Genomic DNA, 19,029 nt, shown 5'->3' on the forward strand with positions numbered 1-19,029 from the left:
CTCCTCAAACGACCCCTTTTTGACACTGTAGCACGTCATTACGAGAAAATGTGGCAATAAAAAACCCCGCGCGCGGCGGGGTTTGTCAGAACGAAACGGGTTATGCCGCTTCAGGTTTGCGGTGCTTCTCTGGCAGCTTTACCGGCTGTGTTGCCAGCTCGTCCGGTTCGAAATCATCGACGTTAATACTGCGCAGACGGCTCTCTTCGGCTTTCACCAGAATTGCTGCTTCAGCATTATCGATAATGCCACCTGACAGCGCCTGTTTCGCCAGTTCATCCAGACGGGTGAACGGCAGGTTTTTGCCCAGTTGTTTGCAGATCTTCTGATGAATTGGGTCGGCGGCCATTACATCAAGCAGCGCCTCTTCCAGCAGACCCACCGGATTATGAGGCGTAGGGGCCAGGTACTGACCACGGCCGATACGGGAGCGTGTCGCGCTCGGTACCTGCAGGATTTTCGCCACTTTGTGGTCCAGCTTGTCGGACGGTGCCAGGTGGTGACGACCGGTCGGGAAGATCACCACGCGCAGGGCGCCCGCAACAAAGCGGTTCGGGAAGTTCGCCAGCAGATCGTCAATCGCCTGTTCTGCCTGATACATCGCATCCTGAACGCCCCAGTGTACCAGCGGCAGATCCGCTTCCTGACGCCCTTCGTCGTCGTAACGCTTCAGGACCGCAGACGCCAGGAAGATCTGGCTCAGCACATCCCCCAGACGGGCAGATATACGCTCGCGACGCTTCAGGCTACCGCCGAGAACGGCCATGGAAACATCCGACAGCAGAGCCAGGTTGGCGCTCAGACGGTTCAGATGCTGATAATAGCGTTTGGTCGCATCACCGGTTGGCGTCGCGCTGGTAAGACCGCGCGTCAGGCCGAGCCAGAAGCTGCGCACCTTGTTGCTACCCACATGACCGATATGTTTGAACAGCAGCTTATCGAAGGCATCCACGTCGTTATTCTGCGCAGCGGCCATCTCTTCCAGCACGTACGGATGGCAGCGAATCGCCCCCTGACCGAAGATCATCATGCTGCGGGTCAGGATGTTGGCACCTTCAACGGTGATGGCAATCGGTGCGCCCTGATAGCCGCGCGCCAGGAAGTTGCCTTCGCCGAGCATAATGCCCTTACCGCCTGCGATATCCATCGCGTCAATGATCGACTGCTGTGCGCGGTGGGTACAGTGGTATTTCACAATCGCGGACAGCACGGCCGGTTTTTCGCCCAGCATAATGCCGTAGGTAATCAAAGATGCGGCGGCATCCATCACGTAGGCATTACCCGCAATACGCGCCAGCGGCTCTTCGATACCTTCCATCTTGCCGATGGATATTTTGAACTGACGGCGGATGTGGGCGTATGCACCAATCCCCATCGCCACAGATTTCAGGCCACCGGTAGAGTTCGACGGCAGGGTAATGCCGCGGCCAACCGACAGACATTCCACCAGCATACGCCAGCCCTGACCGGCCATTTTCGGACCACCGATGATGTAATCAATCGGCACAAAGATGTCCTGACCGCGGGTTGGACCGTTCTGGAACGGCACGTTCAGCGGGAAGTGACGGCGACCAATTTCAACGCCTGGGGTAGAGGTTGGGATCAGCGCACAGGTAATGCCCAGATCTTCTTCGCCGCCCAGTAGTTTTTCCGGGTCAGAGAGCTTAAAGGCCAGACCCAGCACGGTGGCGATTGGCGCCAGGGTGATATAACGCTTGTTCCAGGTCAGGCGCATGCCCAGCACCTGCTCGCCCTGCCACTCGCCCATGCAGACTACGCCGGTATCCGGGATCGCGCCTGCATCGGAACCCGCTTCCGGGCTGGTCAGCGCGAAGCAAGGGATTTCCTGACCACGTGCAAGACGCGGCAGGTAGTGATCTTTCTGCTCTTCGGTACCGTAATGCTGCAGCAGTTCACCCGGGCCTAAGGAGTTAGGCACGCCAACGGTAATCGCCAGGATCCCGGAGACGCCCGCCAGCTTTTGCAGGACGCGAGCCTGAGCGTAAGCGGAGAATTCCAGACCGCCATACTCTTTCTTGATGATCATCGCGAAGAAGCGATGTTCTTTCAGATACGCCCACAGCTCAGGCGGCAGATCGGCCATTTCATGGGTGATGGCAAAGTCGTTTGCCATGCGGCACGCCTCTTCCACCGGGCCGTCAATAAAGGCCTGCTCTTCAGCGGTCAGACGCGGCTGCGGATAGTTATGCAGCTTTTTCCAGTCCGGGTTGCCCTGGAACAGGTCGCCTTCCCACCAGGTGGTACCGGCATCAATCGCTTCTTTCTCAGTCCGCGACATTGGCGGCATCACTTTGCGGAAGCCTTTGAACACCGGCGCGGAGATCATCGACTTACGCATCGGGGTAAAGTTAAACGGCAGAAGAATGATGGCCAGCGGAACTAAAAGCCAGATATTCCACAGACCAGCGACGCCAAGTGCAGCCGTCCAGGCCAGCAGAATCACACTACTCAGGAATAAACTGACGCGGTGATAGAACAACACACCGAGCAGTACAACAGTTGCGAGAATGCTCAAAATCATCATAAAGAAAAGCTCCCTTGCTTGTAGGAGGTCTGACCACTTGTGATGATATGGTTGTAGTTGATGTTATTTCCTTTAGCAATGTGTTTACAAAATAATTACAACCGGGCTCACATTGTTCGTGTTTTCGCCGGCACGAAAAAGCAAAACGCCGGAGGATTCGCATGGCTTTAGCTTCTCGCTTTTCCCGCTATCCGGTACACTCCACTGTGTTATTTCATCAATACTGAAGGATTATCCTCATGTACCAGGATCTTATTCGTAACGAACTGAACGAAGCGGCGGAAACGCTGGCTAACTTTCTGAAAGATGATGCCAACATTCACGCTATTCAGCGCGCGGCGGTCCTGCTGGCCGACAGCTTTAAAGCGGGCGGCAAAGTGCTCTCCTGCGGTAACGGTGGTTCCCACTGTGATGCCATGCACTTTGCAGAAGAGCTGACCGGACGCTATCGCGAAAACCGTCCGGGCTACCCGGCGATTGCGATTTCCGACGTCAGCCACATCTCCTGCGTAGGCAATGACTTCGGTTACGACCACATCTTTTCCCGCTACGTTGAAGCGGTAGGTCGTGAAGGCGACGTGCTGCTGGGCATTTCGACCTCCGGTAACTCCGCTAACGTGATCAAAGCGATCGCTGCCGCGCGTGAAAAAGGGATGAAAGTCATCACCCTGACCGGTAAAGATGGCGGTAAGATGGACGGTACCGCGGATATCGAAATTCGCGTTCCACACTTTGGTTATGCTGACCGCGTTCAGGAAATTCACATCAAAGTGATCCATATCCTGATCCAGCTGATCGAAAAAGAGATGGCTAAGTAAGACTTCGCGGGGGGCATAGCCATTGGGGCGTTGCCCCCGCTGTTGTGGAGGTGATGTATGTGCGAACTGCTCGGGATGAGCGCCAATGTGCCAACCGATATCTGCTTTAGTTTCACCGGGCTGGTGCAGCGCGGTGGAGGAACCGGGCCGCATAAAGACGGCTGGGGCATTACCTTCTACGAAGGCAAAGGGTGTCGCACGTTCAAAGATCCACAGCCCAGCTATAACTCACCGATTGCCAAACTGGTGCAGGACTATCCCATCAAGTCCCGCTCGGTGATTGCGCACATCCGTCAGGCTAACCGCGGCGAAGTGGCGCTGGAAAATACCCATCCGTTTACCCGTGAACTGTGGGGGCGAAACTGGACCTACGCGCACAACGGGCAACTGACGGGCTATAAGTCGCTGGAGACGGGGAATTTCCGCCCGGTCGGCGAAACGGATAGCGAAAAAGCCTTCTGCTGGCTACTGCACAAGCTGACGGAACGTTATCCTCGTACGCCCGGCAACATGACCGCCGTGTTTAAATACATCGCGACGCTGGCATCCGAGCTACGTGAAAAAGGCGTGTTTAACATGCTGCTGTCAGACGGACGCTATGTCATGGCGTTCTGTTCGACGAACCTGTTCTGGATCACGCGCCGTGCGCCGTTTGGCGTTGCAAAGCTGCTCGATCAGGATGTGGAGATAGACTTTCAGAAAGAGACCACACCGAACGATGTGGTCACAGTCATTGCGACGCAGCCGCTGACGGGCAACGAAGCCTGGCAAAAGATCATGCCAGGCGAGTGGGTGCTATTTTGTCTCGGGGACCGTGTAATTTGACGCCAGCTGTGGATGGACGACTTCGTGGCTCAGCGGTTTGCTGACCACGTAACGGCCATCTACGATAGAAACCACAGGCGGCTTGTGGGTCTGCTCAAAGTAGTCGTAACCCGGCTTCAGCTGTTTCCAGAAATCGGCGTAATAGGAGTACTTATGGCGGGCCATGTTGGCATCCGTCATACGGAACGGATAAATGCTGACCTGAACGTTAGGCTGCCCGAACACCAGCGCGCCTGTTACGAACTGGAAAATTTCATCAATGCCGGCATCGGTCATCGCATAACAGCCGATAGACACGCAGGCACCGTGGATCATCAGGTATTTCCCTTCATAACCGTGAGCACGGTCATAGGCATTGGGGAAACCGATGTTAATGGCTTTATAGAAGCGGCTGTCCGGTTTGAGCTGGCTACGCTGAACGTTATAAAACCCTTCCGGACTTTTAAAATCACCCTGGCGCTGTTTTGGCCCCAGCCCGCCGGAGTAATTACAAATTTTGTAGCTATCAAGCAGCTGATATGTCTCGCCCATTTTCACAAATAGATCGAGCGTGCGTTCTTCCTTGAAGATTTGAATATAAACCGGCGATCCCATTAACTGCTGTTTATATTCTTTGCTGATCGGCGTCGTGGAGCTGTTGCTGCTGAGCAGCCCGGCAAACGACATGCACGGAATCAGAAGCATCGCAATGAACAATGCGATTTTACGCATACTACAAGTTCCTTGATAAAACGTAGACCAACTTGCCAGGGCGGCAAAAGAGACCCGAAATCAGATTATTCTGTTAGGAGCGCTCACATTAGCACCGCTATAGATTTTCGCAAGAGTCGGGCGATGAGTTTACAAATTAGTTTTACTTTATAAACCATCAAAATCACGCTGGCTCCAGGAACTTTGCGTATTAGCTCGCAATTTGGCGCACCCGCAGGCGGATCCCCTGCCCGTGAGAAGGGGAAAATGGTACACTTCGCGCCCACTGGATTGTTGTTTATGGAAACCTGCTAACCACATGTTTAAAATAAAAAAAGGACTTAATCTGCCGATTGCAGGCGTGCCCGAGCAGCACGTTTCGCCCGGTGCAAGTGTCCGTCATGTCGCCATCGTAGGCGACGATTATCTGGGAATGCGTCCCTCGATGCTGGTTCAGGAAGGCGATCGCGTTATCAAAGGGCAGGCGCTCTTTGAGGATAAAAAAAATCCCGGCGTGCTGTTCACTGCTCCCGCCAGCGGCACCGTTGTGGCGATCAATCGTGGCGAGCGCCGTGTCCTTCAGTCGGTGGTGATCCGCATTGAAGGCGATGAACAGCGTGAGTTTGCCCATTACGACGCCGCAGAACTCGCGTCGCTTAGCCGGGAAACTGTGCAGGCTCAACTGCTGGCATCCGGTTTGTGGACGGCACTTCGCACGCGTCCTTTCAGCAAATCCCCCGCTCCTGATACGGCCCCGGCTGCCATATTCGTGACGGCCATCGACACCAACCCGCTCAGCGCAGACCCGCAGCCCGTTATTCTGGCGCAGCGTAAAGCCTTCGATGCCGGGCTGACGGTTTTAACGCGCCTGACGCCCGGAAAAGTTCACGTCTGCCAGGCCGGCGGTGGCAAGCTTGGCGGCCATCCGCAGGGGCAGGTCACGTTTAATGAATTTTCGGGTCCACATCCGGCTGGGCTGGTCGGCACCCATATTCACTTCCTTGAGCCGGTGAGTCTGAAAAAACAGGTCTGGCATCTTAATTATCAGGACGTCATTGCCATTGGTAAGCTCTTTACCACTGGCGTTCTCTGCGCTGAACGGGTCATCGCTATCGGCGGTCCGCAGGCTGCAAACCCGCGCCTGGTAAAAACGCTTCTGGGAGCCGATCTTAATGACCTGCTTTCCGGGGAAACGAAAGAGGGTGAAAACCGCCTGATTTCCGGTTCAGTACTCAGTGGGCGCCGTGCAGTTGATGCGCATGCGTATCTGGGCCGTTTCCATCTTCAGGTGAGCGTTGTGCAGGAAGGGCGTGAGAAAGAGCTGTTCGGCTGGGTGCTGCCGGGTGCAGAGAAATACTCCGTGACCCGCACTACGCTGGGTCACTTCCTGCGTCATAAGCTCTTTAATTTCTCCACCAGCACGAACGGCGGGGAGCGCGCAATGGTCCCGATTGGCAACTACGAACGCGTGATGCCGCTGGACATTCTGCCCACCGTGCTGCTGCGCGATCTCCTTGCCGGTGATACCGACGGCGCGCAGGCGCTGGGCTGTCTCGAGCTGGATGAAGAAGATTTGGCGCTGTGTACCTATGTGTGTCCAGGTAAATACGAATATGGACCCGTATTGCGCGAGGTGTTAACCCGCATTGAGCAGGAAGGATAACGATGGGCTTAAAACACCTCTTTGAAAAAATAGAGCCGCATTTTACCGAGGGTAAACTGAAGAAGTACTACCCGCTGTACGAAGCGACGACGACCATTTTCTACACGCCGGGTCTGGTGACGAAAGGGGCGGCGCACGTTCGCGATGCCATCGACCTGAAACGCATGATGATCCTGGTGTGGTTTGCGGTCTTCCCGGCTATGTTCTGGGGCATGTACAACGTGGGGCTGCAAACCATTCCGGCGCTGCATCATCTCTATGATGCGCAGCAGCTGGCGCAGGTCATTCAGTCTGACTGGCACTACCGCCTGGCACAGTCGTTAGGCGTGAGCTTCGCGGCGGACGCGGGCTGGCTCAGCATGATGACGCTGGGGGCGGTATTCTTCCTGCCGATTTATATGACTGTCTTTATCGTGGGCGGTTTCTGGGAAGTGCTGTTCGCCATCATCCGCAAACACGAGATTAACGAGGGCTTCTTTGTTACCTCTATCCTGTTTGCGCTGATTGTGCCACCTACGCTGCCACTCTGGCAGGCGGCGTTGGGGATAAGCTTTGGCGTCGTGATTGCCAAAGAGATCTTCGGCGGGACCGGGCGTAACTTCCTGAACCCGGCGCTGGCGGGGCGTGCGTTCCTGTTCTTTGCCTACCCGGGGCAGATCTCAGGTGACCTGGTGTGGACGGCTGCGGACGGTTTCTCCGGCGCGACACCCCTTTCCCAGTGGGCGGCAGGCGGCGGTGAAACGCTGGTCAATAATGCGACCGGCCAGCCGGTGACCTGGTTTGATGCGTTTATTGGCAACATCCCGGGCTCCATCGGGGAAGTGTCTACCCTGATGATTTTGCTCGGTGGGGCGATCATTCTCTTTGGTCGCGTGGCCTCCTGGCGCATCGTCGCAGGCGTGATGCTCGGGATGGTGCTTACTGCCACCCTGTTCAATCTCATTGGTTCAAACACGAACCCGATGTTCTCTATGCCGTGGTACTGGCACCTTGTGCTGGGCGGTTTTGCGTTTGGCATGATGTTCATGGCCACCGATCCCGTCTCGGCCTCGTTTACCGACAGAGGTAAATGGTGTTACGGCGCGCTCATTGGGGTGATGTGTGTATTGATTCGCGTGGTCAACCCGGCCTATCCGGAAGGGATGATGTTGGCCATTCTGTTTGCCAATCTGTTTGCGCCGCTGTTCGACTATCTGGTCGTGCGCGCCAACATTAAGCGGAGGAAGGCGCGTGGCTGAAGTCAAAAATAACGACAGCATCAGCAAAACATTGCTGGTGGTTCTGGTGCTTTGCCTGGTCTGTTCCATTGTCGTCGCCGGTTCTGCCGTCGGGTTAAAACCGCTGCAGCAAGAGCAACGGGCGCTGGATAAACAGCGTAACATCCTGGCCGTGGCCGGGCTGATGCAGGAAGGCATGACGAAGGACGACGTCTCAGCCGTGTTTGCTGAACGCATTACCGCACGGCTGGTGAATTTAAAAACCGGTGAACTGATGGATAAAGACCCGGCGAAATATAACCAGGCGCTGGCGCTGAAAGATCCGCAGATGAGCACTTCGCTTGATGCCTCTCAGGATCCGGCAGGGATTAAGCGCCGCAGCAATATTGCGGAGATTTATCTCGTTCGTGACGAGCAAAAACGCGTGCAGGAAGTGGTTTTACCCATCTATGGTAACGGCTTGTGGTCAATGATGTACGCCTTTGTGGCGCTGGACACCGATGGCCACACGGTCAAAGGCATTACTTATTATGATCAGGGCGAAACGCCGGGGCTGGGTGGCGAAGTTGAGAACCCTAACTGGCGTGCGCAGTTTGTCGGTAAAAAAGTACTCGACGATAACGGTCAGCCTGCGCTTAAGGTGGTGAAAGGGGGCGCGCGTCCCGGTGATGACTTCGCCGTTGACGGCCTTTCCGGGGCCACGCTCACCTCTAACGGGGTGCAGCACAGTTTTGATTTCTGGATGGGTGAACTGGGCTTTGGTCCCTTCCTGAAAAACGTACGTGAAGGAGCGCTAAACAATGGCTGATACGGGTGAACTGAAAGAAGTTAAAAAGGTGCTGATTGGCCCACTTTTAGCCAATAACCCGATAACGCTGCAGGTGTTGGGCGTCTGCTCTGCCCTGGCGGTGACGACCAAACTGGAAACGGCGGTAGTGATGACGCTGGCAGTTACGCTGGTGACAGCGTTCTCCAGCATGTTTATCTCAATGATCCGCCACCACATACCCAACAGCGTAAGGATCATCGTCCAGATGGCGATCATCGCTTCGCTGGTGATCGTCGTTGATCAGCTGCTGCGCGCGTTTGCTTATGAAACCTCGAAGCAGCTTTCGGTGTTTGTCGGCCTGATTATCACCAACTGTATCGTGATGGGACGCGCTGAAGCCTACGCCATGAAAATGCCGCCGCTGGCAAGCTTTATGGATGGGATCGGCAACGGTCTGGGCTACGGCGTGATCCTGCTGACGGTCGGTTTCCTGCGCGAGCTTATTGGCAGCGGCAAGCTGTTTGGCATCACGGTGCTGGACACGGTTCAGAACGGCGGCTGGTATCTGCCAAACGGACTGTTCCTGCTGGCCCCAAGCGCATTTTTCATTATCGGTTTGCTGATCTGGCTGATTCGTACGTTGAAGCCCGAACAGCAGGAAAAGGAGTAACCGACAATGGCTCATTACCTGAGTTTATTTGTGCGCGCGGTGTTTGTTGAAAACATGGCGCTCGCCTTCTTCCTGGGCATGTGTACGTTCCTTGCCGTTTCCAAAAAGGTCTCGACGGCATTTGGTCTGGGCGTGGCGGTCACCGTGGTGTTGGGGCTTTCCGTTCCGATTAACAACCTGGTGTTCAACTTTGTGCTGCGGGACAGTGCGCTGGTGGAGGGGATTGATCTCAGCTTCCTGAACTTCATCACCTTTATCGGGGTAATTGCGGCGCTGGTGCAAATCCTGGAGATGATCCTCGATAAGTATTTCCCGTCGCTGTACAACGCGCTGGGGATCTTCCTGCCGCTCATCGCCGTAAACTGTGCCATCTTTGGTGGCGTCTCATTCATGGTTCAGCGTGATTACAACTTCAGTGAATCCGTGGTGTATGGCTTTGGATCCGGTATCGGCTGGATGCTGGCGATTGTTACCATGGCGGGGATCCGCGAAAAAATGAAATATGCCAACGTCCCTGCCGGGCTGCGTGGCTTAGGGATCACCTTTATCACCACCGGCCTGATGGCGTTGGGCTTTATGTCCTTCTCCGGTGTGCAGCTATAAGGGCTAAAAGATGGAAATTATTCTTGGCGTGGTGATGTTCACGCTGATAGTACTGGTGCTCTCAGGGCTGATTCTGGCGGCGCGCGCGAAGCTGGTCAATTCCGGTGATGTGGTCATTGATATCAATGACGATCCCCAGAATCAGATCCGTACCCCGGCAGGGGATAAACTGCTTAATACGCTCTCCGGCAACGGGATCTTTGTCTCGTCAGCCTGCGGTGGCGGCGGCTCATGCGGGCAGTGCCGTGTGACGGTGAAAGAGGGTGGCGGTGATATTCTGCCCACAGAACTGTCGCATATTACGAAACGTGAAGCGAAAGAGGGTTGTCGTCTGGCATGCCAGGTCGCGGTGCGTCAGGACATGAAGATTGAGCTGCCGGAAGAGATCTTTGGCGTGAAAAAATGGGAGTGCGAGGTTATCTCTAACGATAACAAAGCCACCTTCATTAAAGAGCTTAAGCTGCGTGTGCCTGAAGGGGAGAGCGTCCCGTTCCGTGCGGGTGGCTATATCCAGATTGATTGTCCGGCACACACCGTGGCGTATGCCGACTTCGACGTGCCTGAAGAGTACCGTGCCGACTGGGATAAATTTAATCTCTTCCGCTTTGTTTCCGAGGTCAAAGAGCCCGCGCTTCGCGCCTATTCCATGGCTAACTACCCGGAAGAGAAGGGCATCATTATGCTCAACGTGCGTATCGCCACCCCGCCGCCAAACGTGCCACATGCCCCGCCGGGCGTGATGTCGTCGTACATCTGGTCCCTCAAGCCTGGCGACAAAGTCACCATCTCCGGTCCGTTCGGGGAGTTCTTTGCCAAAGATACCGACGCAGAAATGGTCTTTATCGGCGGGGGCGCGGGTATGGCGCCGATGCGCTCACACATCTTTGACCAGCTCAAGCGTCTTGGGAGCACGCGTAAGATCAGCTTCTGGTATGGGGCACGTTCCCTGCGCGAAATGTTCTATGACGATGAGTTCGAACAGCTGGCGCGTGAGAACCCTAACTTTACCTTCCACGTGGCGCTTTCCGACCCGCAGCCGGAAGATAACTGGACAGGCTATACGGGCTTCATCCACAACGTGCTCTATGAAAATTACCTCAAACAGCACCCGGCACCAGAAGACTGCGAGTTCTACATGTGTGGTCCGCCAATGATGAACGCCGCTGTGATCAAGATGCTGAAAGATCTCGGCGTGGAAGATGAGAACATCCTCCTTGATGATTTTGGAGGCTGATCATGTTGACCTTTCTGGCGACCTTTGCGGTGTTTGTGCTGGTGGTATTTGGCATGTCATTAGGCTGGATCATCAAGCGTAAAAGCATTCAGGGCAGTTGCGGCGGGATCTCTTCTCTCGGAATGGAAAAGGTCTGCGACTGCCCGGAACCGTGCGATGCGCGGAAAAAAAGAATGGCCCGCGAACAGCAGCGCATTATTTAGTCTTGTTAGTCGGGTAAGGCGAAGCCGCCACCCGACAATTCCCACGTACACTTCTCAACCCTCATTTGTTTACTGTATACTTATCCAGTGATGAGTGAGGGCTTACTATGCGCAAAATAATCCATGTCGATATGGACTGCTTTTTTGCCGCAGTGGAGATGCGTGACAACCCGGCGCTGCGGGATATCCCCATCGCCATTGGCGGCAGCCGCGTACAGCGTGGGGTGATCAGCACCGCCAACTACCCTGCGCGCAAATTTGGCGTGCGCAGCGCCATGCCGACGGCGATGGCGTTAAAACTCTGCCCGCACCTCACCCTTTTGCCTGGGCGCTTTGAAGCCTATAAAGAAGCGTCGAACCATATACGGGAAATCTTCTCACGCTATACCTCACTGATTGAGCCGCTATCCCTGGACGAAGCCTATCTTGATGTCACCGACAGCCTTCACTGTCACGGCTCCGCCACCCTGATGGCGCAGGAGATCCGCCAGACTATTTCCAGCGAGCTGAATCTCACCGCATCGGCAGGGGTCGCGCCGGTAAAATTTCTCGCTAAAATCGCCTCCGATTTAAATAAACCCAACGGTCAGTATGTCATTACCCCCGAAGAGGTGCCTGCGTTTTTGAAAACGCTTCCGCTTGGCAAAATCCCCGGCGTAGGCAAAGTCTCCGCCGCGAAGCTGGAAAGTATGGGATTACGCACCTGCGAAGATGTGCAGCGAAGCGATCTGGCTATGCTACTCAAGCGTTTCGGAAAGTTTGGTCGCGTGCTGTGGGAACGCAGTCAGGGCATTGATGAACGCAGCGTAAGCAGCGAGCGGTTGCGTAAATCGGTTGGTGTTGAACGCACGCTGATGGAAGATATTCACGACTGGTCCGAATGTGAATTCATCATCACTGAACAGCTTTATCCTGAGCTGGAAAGGCGCTTAGCGAAGGTTAAGCCCGATCTGCTCATCGCCCGGCAGGGCGTGAAGCTCAAGTTTAACGACTTCCAGCAGACTACGCAGGAGCACGTCTGGCCGCGTCTGAACAGAGACGATCTTATCGCGACGGCAAAAAAAGCATGGGAAGAACGGCGGGCAGGGCGCGGAGTACGGCTGGTGGGGCTGCACGTCACACTGCTGGATCCGCAGTTAGAGCGTCAGTTGGTTTTGGGATTGTAGATTACGCCAATCGTAGGCCCGGTAAGCGTAGCGCCACCGGGCAACAGACGACGAATTACTTAGCAGGAATCGCCTTCAGCAACTCGGTCAGCAGGGTCCAGTAATGGCCCACGCTTTCGATATGAACTTGCTCATCCGGCGAGTGCGGCCCGGTAATGGTTGGCCCGATAGAGACCATGTCCATGTTCGGATACGGTTTCTTGAACAGACCACACTCCAGACCCGCGTGGATCACCTGAATGTTCGGCGTGCTGTTGAACAGACGCTGATAGGTTTCGCGCACCAGCGCCATCACCGGAGAACTGGCATCCGGCTGCCAGCCCGGGTAGCTGCCTTTAGCGGAGGTTTTGGCACCCGCCAGCGTCCCCAGAGATTCCAGCATGCTCACCACGTACTCTTTACCGCTGTCGATCAGGGAACGGATCAGGCAGATAATTTCTGCACTGTCGTCGCTCATGGTGACCACGCCCACGTTCAGTGAGGTTTCTACCACGCCTTTCGCCACGTCAGAGTTGCGGATCACGCCGTTTGGCGTCGCGTTCAGCAACTGAACAAAGGTGTCACGAGACTGCACGGTCAGCGCGGCTTTGTCGGTAGTAACAGATTCCAGCACCACGGTCAGGTTTTTCTCTTTCGCTGACAGTTCGTTTTTCAGGATATCCAGGTAGACGCTGGAGAGTTTTTTCAGCTCGTCCGCTTTTGCTGCAGGTACTGCAACGGTGGCGAAGGCTTCGCGTGGGATCGCGTTGCGCAGGGTACCGCCGTTGAAGTCTACCAGGCGCAGATCCAGCTCAGCCGCGTGGCCCGCCAGGAAGCGTGCCAGCAGTTTGTTGGCGTTGCCCAGGCCCAGGTGGATATCGCCGCCGGAGTGGCCGCCTTTCAGCCCTTTCAGCGTCAGCTTGAAGGTCTGGTAACCCGCAGGCACCGCTTCGCGTGACAGTGGTAGGGTAGAGATGAAATCAATCCCGCCCGCGCAGCCCATGTAGATCTCACCTTCTTCTTCGGAGTCAGTGTTGATCAGGATATCAGCCTGCAGCCAGTTCGCCTGCAGACCGAATGCGCCGTCCATGCCCGCTTCTTCGGTCATGGTCAGCAGCACTTCCAGCGGACCGTGCTCAACGCTGTCATCCGCCAGCACGGCCAGCGCAGAAGCCATGCCGATGCCGTTATCTGCACCCAGGGTGGTGCCGCGCGCTTTCACCCAGTCGCCGTCGATGTAGGGCTGGATCGGGTCTTTAGTGAAATCGTGAACGGTGTCGTTGTTTTTCTGTGGCACCATGTCCAGGTGCGCCTGCAGGACAACCGGTTTGCGGTTTTCCATGCCTGCGGTGGCCGGTTTACGGATAAGAATGTTACCAACCTGGTCGCGTTCAGCGTGCAGACCTTTTTCCTTCGCCCAACCCATAATATGTTCGGCAAGCTGTTCTTCATGGTAGGAAGGGTGTGGAATGGAACAGATTTTGGCAAAAATATCCCACAGCGGCTGCGGAGATAATTGAGACAGTTCAGACACGATAAGTCTCCTTGTCGATGCTCTGCAAACAAGGTTGCAGGTCACAGGGTTAGCAGGTTAATAGTTACCACAAGACAGGCTTGCGAGATGCAACTGAGAATACCACTTTCTCTGCGGGCTGGTAGCATAAAGCATGTAAAAACTCAGGCAGAGGGCGCTAAACACTGGTTTTTAGTGCGTCAGATCTCTATAATCTCGCGCAACCTATTTCCCCCTCGAACACTTTTTAAGCCGTATAAAAACAGGCTGGGACACTTCACATGAGCGAAAAATACGTCGTCACCTGGGACATGTTGCAGATTCACGCCCGCAAACTGGCTGCGCGTCTGATGCCTTCCGAACAGTGGAAAGGCATTATTGCCGTCAGCCGTGGCGGTCTGGTACCGGGGGCGCTGCTGGCACGTGAGCTGGGTATTCGTCATGTCGATACCGTTTGCATCTCCAGCTATGACCACGACAACCAGCGTGAGCTGAAAGTGCTGAAACGCGCTGAAGGCGACGGTGAAGGCTTTATCGTCATCGACGATCTGGTGGACACCGGTGGTACCGCGGTGGCTATCCGCGAAATGTATCCAAAAGCGCATTTCGTCACTATCTTCGCGAAACCGGCGGGTCGCCCACTGGTTGACGATTACGTGATTGATATCCCTCAGGATACCTGGATTGAACAGCCATGGGATATGGGCGTGGTCTTTGTACCGCCTATTTCAGGCCGTTAATTTCCGCACGTAACTTTACACGCCCGGCTATGTCGGGCGTTGTTCTTTTTATCCTGCCACGCGTTACAATGGACGTTATATGACGTATCCATGGAGGCAACGCAATGACGCAGGCGAATCTCACCGAGACACTCTTCAAACCCCGTTTCAAACACCCTGAAACGTCGACGCTGGTTCGTCGGTTTAATCCGGGTATCCAGCCTGCCGTCCAGTCAGCCTTAGACGGCAAAAACGTCCCCCACTGGTATCGCATGATTAACCGCCTGATGTGGATCTGGCGCGGTATTGATCCGCGTGAAATCCTGGATGTGCAGGCGCGTATCGTCATGAGCGAGTCGGAGCGCACAGACAGCGAACTCTACGACACGGTGGTCGGCTATCGCGGCGGCAACTGGATCTATGAATGGTCTAAACAGGCGATGCTCTGGCAGCAAAAAGCCAGCCAGGAGGAAGATGCTACGCGGAGCGGCAAGCACTGGCTCCATGCGGCCAATCTCTACGCCATTGCCGCCTACCCGCATTTAAAAGGTGATGAGCTGGCTGAGCAGGCTCAGGCGCTGGCGAACCGAGCCTATGAAGAAGCGGCTCAGCGCCTTCCGGGCCAGATGCGCGAACTGGAGTTCACCATTCCCGGCGGTGCGCCCGTCACCGGGTTCCTTCATATGCCTGAAGGAGACGGCCCGTTCCCGACCGTCCTGATGTGCGGCGGGCTGGATTCGCTGCAAATCGACTATTACAGCCTGTATGAGCGTTACTTCGCACCAAAAGGGATCGCGATGTTGACGCTTGATATGCCCTCAATTGGTTTCTCATCCAAATGGAAGCTGACTCAGGATTCCAGTCTGCTGCACCAGCATGCGCTAAAAGCGCTGGAAAACATTCCTTGGGTTGACCACACCCGCGTGGCGGCATTCGGCTTCCGATTTGGGGCGAACGTCGCAGTGCGTCTGGCTTACCTTGAATCATCGCGCCTGAAGGCCGTCGCGTGCCTGGGCCCGGTAGTCCACGCCCTGCTTAGCGATCCTGCCCGTCAGGGGAGCGTGCCGGAAATGTACCTTGACGTGCTGGCCAGCCGCCTTGGCATGCATGATGCATCAGATGAAGCGCTGCGCGTTGAGCTCAATCGTTACTCGTTAAAAACGCAAGGTTTGCTGGGACGCCGTTGCCCGACGCCGATGTTGTCCGGTTTCTGGAAAAACGATCCGTTCAGCCCGGAGGAAGAGTCACGCTTAATCACTTCGTCATCTGCGGATGGCAAATTGCTTGAGGTGCCGTTCAGCCCGGTATATCAGAATTTCGACAAAGCACTGAAAGAGATTACGCGCTGGATCGCTCAGAGATTGTGTTAATAGATTGCTAAATTTTGCTGGTTTGGTAAAACAGTGGCTTCACAAAAGGAGATCGCAATGACGTTACCGAGTGGACACCCGAAAAGTAGGCTGATTAAGAAATTTATGGCTCTCGGCCCGTATATTCGAGAAGAGCAGTGTGAAGAGAATCGCTTTTTTTTCGACTGCCTGGCTGTTTGCGTCAACGTGAAGCCTGCACCCGAAAAACGTGAATTCTGGGGCTGGTGGATGGAAATGGAAGCTGAGGAGAAACGTTTTACCTATAGCTACCAGTTTGGCCTGTTTAATAAAGACGGCAACTGGCAGGCCACCACCATCAACGATCAGGAAGTGATTGATCGCCTGGAATATACCCTCAAAGAGTTCCACGACAAAGCGAGCGCACTGCTGGCCTCCCTGGATCTGAAGTTCGAACCCGCGGATAACTTTTCCAGCGAAGCGGTGAAGCTGACCGCGTAATGCTTTTCTCCCTCTCCCTGTGGGAGAGGGCCGGGGTGAGGGCATCAGACCGCATTCATTTCGGGCAAAAAAAATCCCGGCACATCTGCCGGGATTTTCTTATTCGGATTATCTTAGAACTGGTACGTCATACCCAGCGCAACAATATCATCGCTGCTTACGCCCAGTTTATTATCGTCGTCAATCTGGTTGATTTTATAATCAACAAATGCGGACATATTTTTGTTGAAGTAATAGGTCGCGCCGACATCGATATATTTCACCAGATCTTCGTCACCAATCCCTTCGATATCCTTGCCTTTAGACTGGACATAGCCCAGAGACGGGCGCAGGCCGAAATCGAACTGATATTGTGCAACAACTTCAAAGTTCTGCGCTTTATTAGCAAAGCCGCCGGAAATTGGTGTCATATTGCGGGTTTCGGAATACATGGCTGCCAGATAAATATCGTTCGCGTCGTATTTCAGACCGGTGGCCCAGGCTTCCGCTTTCTGGCCCTGACCACGCGCAAGCAGGTTCTGCGCGTTGGTGCGGTCAGAGTTGGTGTACGCGCCGCTGACGGCGAAATCGCTACCGCCGAAGTCATAGGTCAGAGAGGTACCGAAACCGTCACCGTTCTGTTTTTTGGCGTCACGGTTTTCGTTTTTGCCCTGGTACTGCAGCGTCATGTCCAGGCCATCAATCGCACCGAAGAAATCGGTGTTACGGTAGGTCGCCAGGCCGGTAGCACGCTTGGTCATAAAGTTGTCGGTCTGTGCGGAAGAGTCGCCGCCGAACTCAGGGAACATATCGGTCCACGCTTCGACGTCGTACAGGGCACCCAGGTTACGACCATAATCCAGGGAACCAAAGTCTTTCAGTTTCAGACCCGCAAATGCCAGACGTGTTTTCTGAGAAGAGTCGCTTTCGGCTTTGTTACCGGCAAATTCGGCTTCCCAACGGCCATAGCCTGTCAGCTGATCGTTAATCTGGGTTTCACCTTTAAAACCGAAGCGAACGTACGTCTGGTCACCATCTTTGGTGTCATCATCGCTGATATAGTGCATCGCTTTAACTTTGCCGTACACGTCCAGTTTATTACCGTTTTTATTATAAACTTCAGCTGCGTGAACGGATGCAGAAGCCACCACGCCCATAACCACTAATGCCAGAGTGCTCTTTTTCATTTTCGATCCTGTCTTATAAACGCGCTAAAAATATTCGCTGGACGATAAGCTCATGCTTAAGTCCCGTGAAAAAACAGGAAGGGTTTTATCGTTCTGGAATGAAACTTTTATGACAAACTAAGAATAATTTTAAAAAACTGTGATTTATTATTTCGGTAATAAATCCGTCAAATTTTGCCGCTACGCTTCCTGATCCCGCGCAACAAAGTGCTTTGTGATGTACTAAGGCAGTTGGCAACCGGGCTGACTCCTGTTAAAACGTTCGTTCGACATTACTTTCCCTTATCGTTGAACGGCAGAGAATCATGAGTGACAGCCAGACGCTGGTGGTAAAACTCGGTACCAGTGTGTTAACAGGCGGATCGCGCCGCCTAAATCGCGCCCACATTGTTGAGCTTGTACGTCAGTGCGCTCAACTGCATGCCGCAGGGCATCGTATTGTGATTGTGACTTCCGGGGCGATTGCCGCCGGGCGTGAACATCTGGGTTACCCCGAACTCCCCGCGACGATCGCCTCTAAACAGCTGCTGGCCGCCGTGGGACAAAGCCGACTCATTCAACTCTGGGAACAGCTGTTCTCCATCTACGGTATTCACGTCGGGCAGATGCTGCTGACGCGCGCGGATATGGAAGACAGAGAGCGCTTCCTGAACGCGCGCGATACCCTGCGCGCGCTGCTGGACAACAACATTGTTCCCGTCATCAACGAAAACGATGCCGTTGCCACCGCTGAAATCAAAGTGGGGGATAACGATAATCTCTCTGCTCTGGCCGCCATTCTGGCCGGAGCTGATAAACTCCTGCTTCTGACCGATCAGCAAGGGCTGTTTACCGCAGATCCGCGTTCCAACCCGGAAGCCGAACTGATCACCGACGTTCATGGCATCGACGATGCGCTGCGTGCCATCGCCGGTGACAGCGTTTCAGGGCTGGGAACCGGTGGCATGGGAACCAAGCTGCAGGCTGCTGACGTGGCGTGCCGTGCCGGTATCGACACCATTATTGCGGCGGGCAGCCGCCCGGGCGTGATTGGTGACGTGATGGAAGGCATCTCTGTCGGCACACGCTTCCACGCGCAGGAATCCCCGCTGGAAAACCGCAAGCGCTGGATATTTGGCGCGCCTCCTGCCGGTGAGCTCACCGTTGATGAAGGCGCGACGGCGGCGATTCTGGAACGAGGGAGTTCATTGCTTCCTAAAGGAATTAAAAGCGTGACAGGCAACTTCTCCCGTGGTGAAGTGATCCGCATCCGTAACCTTGAAGGTCGCGATATCGCCCATGGCGTAAGCCGCTATAACAGCGACGCGCTGCGCCGCATTGCGGGCCACCATTCGCAGCAGATCGACGCCATTCTGGGCTATGAATATGGCCCGGTTGCCGTTCACCGCGATGACATGATTATTCGTTAAGGAGCCAGAAC

At 54.8% G+C, this 19,029-nt stretch carries 18 protein-coding genes; 14 read left to right on the top strand and 4 right to left on the bottom strand.

Going from position 1 to position 19,029, the window contains the following annotated elements:
- Positions 1 to 100: 100 nt before the first annotated feature.
- Positions 101 to 2,545 carry an acyl-CoA dehydrogenase FadE gene (gene fadE, locus A4308_RS08405; RefSeq protein WP_014882670.1) on the bottom strand — a complete coding sequence of 815 codons (2,445 nt, stop codon included), beginning with the start codon at positions 2,543 to 2,545 and terminating at the stop codon, positions 101 to 103.
- A gap of 239 nt (positions 2,546 to 2,784) precedes the next feature.
- Between fadE and lpcA the strand changes: the two genes are divergently transcribed.
- Together lpcA and A4308_RS08415 are read left to right on the top strand one after the other, a co-directional pair.
- Positions 2,785 to 3,363 (top strand): D-sedoheptulose 7-phosphate isomerase, encoded by a 579-nt coding sequence (lpcA, locus tag A4308_RS08410; protein ID WP_032637420.1) that lies wholly within the window; start codon positions 2,785 to 2,787, stop codon positions 3,361 to 3,363.
- A gap of 57 nt (positions 3,364 to 3,420) precedes the next feature.
- The gene (locus A4308_RS08415; protein ID WP_014882671.1) at positions 3,421 to 4,188 is read left to right on the top strand and encodes a class II glutamine amidotransferase; all 768 of its coding nucleotides are present in this window, start codon (positions 3,421 to 3,423) and stop codon (positions 4,186 to 4,188) included.
- Here A4308_RS08415 and dpaA read toward each other — a convergent pair.
- A complete protein-coding gene (gene dpaA, locus A4308_RS08420; protein WP_014882672.1) occupies positions 4,159 to 4,899 on the bottom strand; it encodes a peptidoglycan meso-diaminopimelic acid protein amidase in 741 nt (246 codons plus the stop codon). The two genes, A4308_RS08415 and dpaA, sit on opposite strands and share 30 nt — an antisense overlap.
- A 298-nt stretch (positions 4,900 to 5,197) precedes the next feature.
- Between dpaA and A4308_RS08425 the strand changes: the two genes are divergently transcribed.
- The 8 genes from A4308_RS08425 to dinB all read left to right on the top strand — a co-directional run bounded on the left by A4308_RS08425 (position 5,198) and on the right by dinB (position 12,403).
- Complete coding sequence (locus tag A4308_RS08425; RefSeq protein ID WP_023332159.1) at positions 5,198 to 6,541, top strand: Na(+)-translocating NADH-quinone reductase subunit A; 1,344 nt, start codon at positions 5,198 to 5,200, stop codon at positions 6,539 to 6,541.
- Positions 6,542 to 6,543: 2 nt separating this feature from the next.
- Positions 6,544 to 7,779 carry an NADH:ubiquinone reductase (Na(+)-transporting) subunit B gene (locus A4308_RS08430; protein WP_045281947.1) on the top strand — a complete coding sequence of 412 codons (1,236 nt, stop codon included), beginning with the start codon at positions 6,544 to 6,546 and terminating at the stop codon, positions 7,777 to 7,779.
- Positions 7,772 to 8,566 (top strand): Na(+)-translocating NADH-quinone reductase subunit C, encoded by a 795-nt coding sequence (locus A4308_RS08435; protein ID WP_045281948.1) that lies wholly within the window; start codon positions 7,772 to 7,774, stop codon positions 8,564 to 8,566. Before A4308_RS08430 ends, A4308_RS08435 begins: the two co-directional genes overlap by 8 nt.
- Positions 8,559 to 9,197 (top strand): NADH:ubiquinone reductase (Na(+)-transporting) subunit D, encoded by a 639-nt coding sequence (locus A4308_RS08440; protein WP_014882676.1) that lies wholly within the window; start codon positions 8,559 to 8,561, stop codon positions 9,195 to 9,197. Before A4308_RS08435 ends, A4308_RS08440 begins: the two co-directional genes overlap by 8 nt.
- 6 nt (positions 9,198 to 9,203) lie before the next feature.
- The gene (gene nqrE / locus A4308_RS08445; protein ID WP_006810004.1) at positions 9,204 to 9,800 is read left to right on the top strand and encodes an NADH:ubiquinone reductase (Na(+)-transporting) subunit E; all 597 of its coding nucleotides are present in this window, start codon (positions 9,204 to 9,206) and stop codon (positions 9,798 to 9,800) included.
- A gap of 10 nt (positions 9,801 to 9,810) precedes the next feature.
- A complete protein-coding gene (gene nqrF, locus A4308_RS08450) occupies positions 9,811 to 11,034 on the top strand; it encodes an NADH:ubiquinone reductase (Na(+)-transporting) subunit F (RefSeq protein ID WP_032637417.1) in 1,224 nt (407 codons plus the stop codon).
- Positions 11,035 to 11,036: 2 nt separating this feature from the next.
- Positions 11,037 to 11,237, top strand: coding sequence for a (Na+)-NQR maturation NqrM (gene nqrM / locus A4308_RS08455; RefSeq protein ID WP_014882678.1), 201 nt, complete (start codon positions 11,037 to 11,039; stop codon positions 11,235 to 11,237).
- Positions 11,238 to 11,344: 107 nt separating this feature from the next.
- Positions 11,345 to 12,403: a DNA polymerase IV gene (dinB, locus tag A4308_RS08460; RefSeq protein WP_023332160.1), complete on the top strand. Its 1,059-nt coding sequence runs from the start codon at positions 11,345 to 11,347 to the stop codon at positions 12,401 to 12,403.
- A 55-nt stretch (positions 12,404 to 12,458) separates the two neighbouring features.
- Here the strand turns inward: dinB and pepD are convergent, their stop codons facing one another.
- Entirely contained in the window at positions 12,459 to 13,916 is a 1,458-nt protein-coding gene (gene pepD / locus A4308_RS08465) for a cytosol nonspecific dipeptidase (protein WP_014882680.1), read from the bottom strand.
- A gap of 260 nt (positions 13,917 to 14,176) precedes the next feature.
- Here pepD and gpt point away from each other — a divergent pair, with 260 nt between their 5' ends.
- From gpt to crl, 3 genes are all read left to right on the top strand, one after another.
- Positions 14,177 to 14,635: a xanthine phosphoribosyltransferase gene (gpt, locus tag A4308_RS08470; protein WP_003863205.1), complete on the top strand. Its 459-nt coding sequence runs from the start codon at positions 14,177 to 14,179 to the stop codon at positions 14,633 to 14,635.
- Positions 14,636 to 14,739: 104 nt separating this feature from the next.
- Positions 14,740 to 15,984 carry an esterase FrsA gene (gene frsA, locus A4308_RS08475; protein WP_014882681.1) on the top strand — a complete coding sequence of 415 codons (1,245 nt, stop codon included), beginning with the start codon at positions 14,740 to 14,742 and terminating at the stop codon, positions 15,982 to 15,984.
- A 57-nt stretch (positions 15,985 to 16,041) separates the two neighbouring features.
- Entirely contained in the window at positions 16,042 to 16,443 is a 402-nt protein-coding gene (crl, locus tag A4308_RS08480; RefSeq protein ID WP_045281949.1) for a sigma factor-binding protein Crl, read from the top strand.
- Between the two features lie 113 nt (positions 16,444 to 16,556).
- Here the strand turns inward: crl and phoE are convergent, their stop codons facing one another.
- Positions 16,557 to 17,609 carry a phosphoporin PhoE gene (gene phoE / locus A4308_RS08485; protein ID WP_045281950.1) on the bottom strand — a complete coding sequence of 351 codons (1,053 nt, stop codon included), beginning with the start codon at positions 17,607 to 17,609 and terminating at the stop codon, positions 16,557 to 16,559.
- 305 nt (positions 17,610 to 17,914) lie between these two features.
- On the opposite strand from phoE, the gene proB reads away from it, so the two are divergent.
- The gene (gene proB / locus A4308_RS08490) at positions 17,915 to 19,018 is read left to right on the top strand and encodes a glutamate 5-kinase (RefSeq protein WP_014882684.1); all 1,104 of its coding nucleotides are present in this window, start codon (positions 17,915 to 17,917) and stop codon (positions 19,016 to 19,018) included.
- Positions 19,019 to 19,029 lie beyond the last annotated feature (11 nt).

The sequence above is a fragment of the Enterobacter sp. ODB01 genome (genome assembly GCF_001623605.1).
Taxonomy (GTDB): Bacteria; Pseudomonadota; Gammaproteobacteria; order Enterobacterales; family Enterobacteriaceae; genus Enterobacter; species Enterobacter kobei.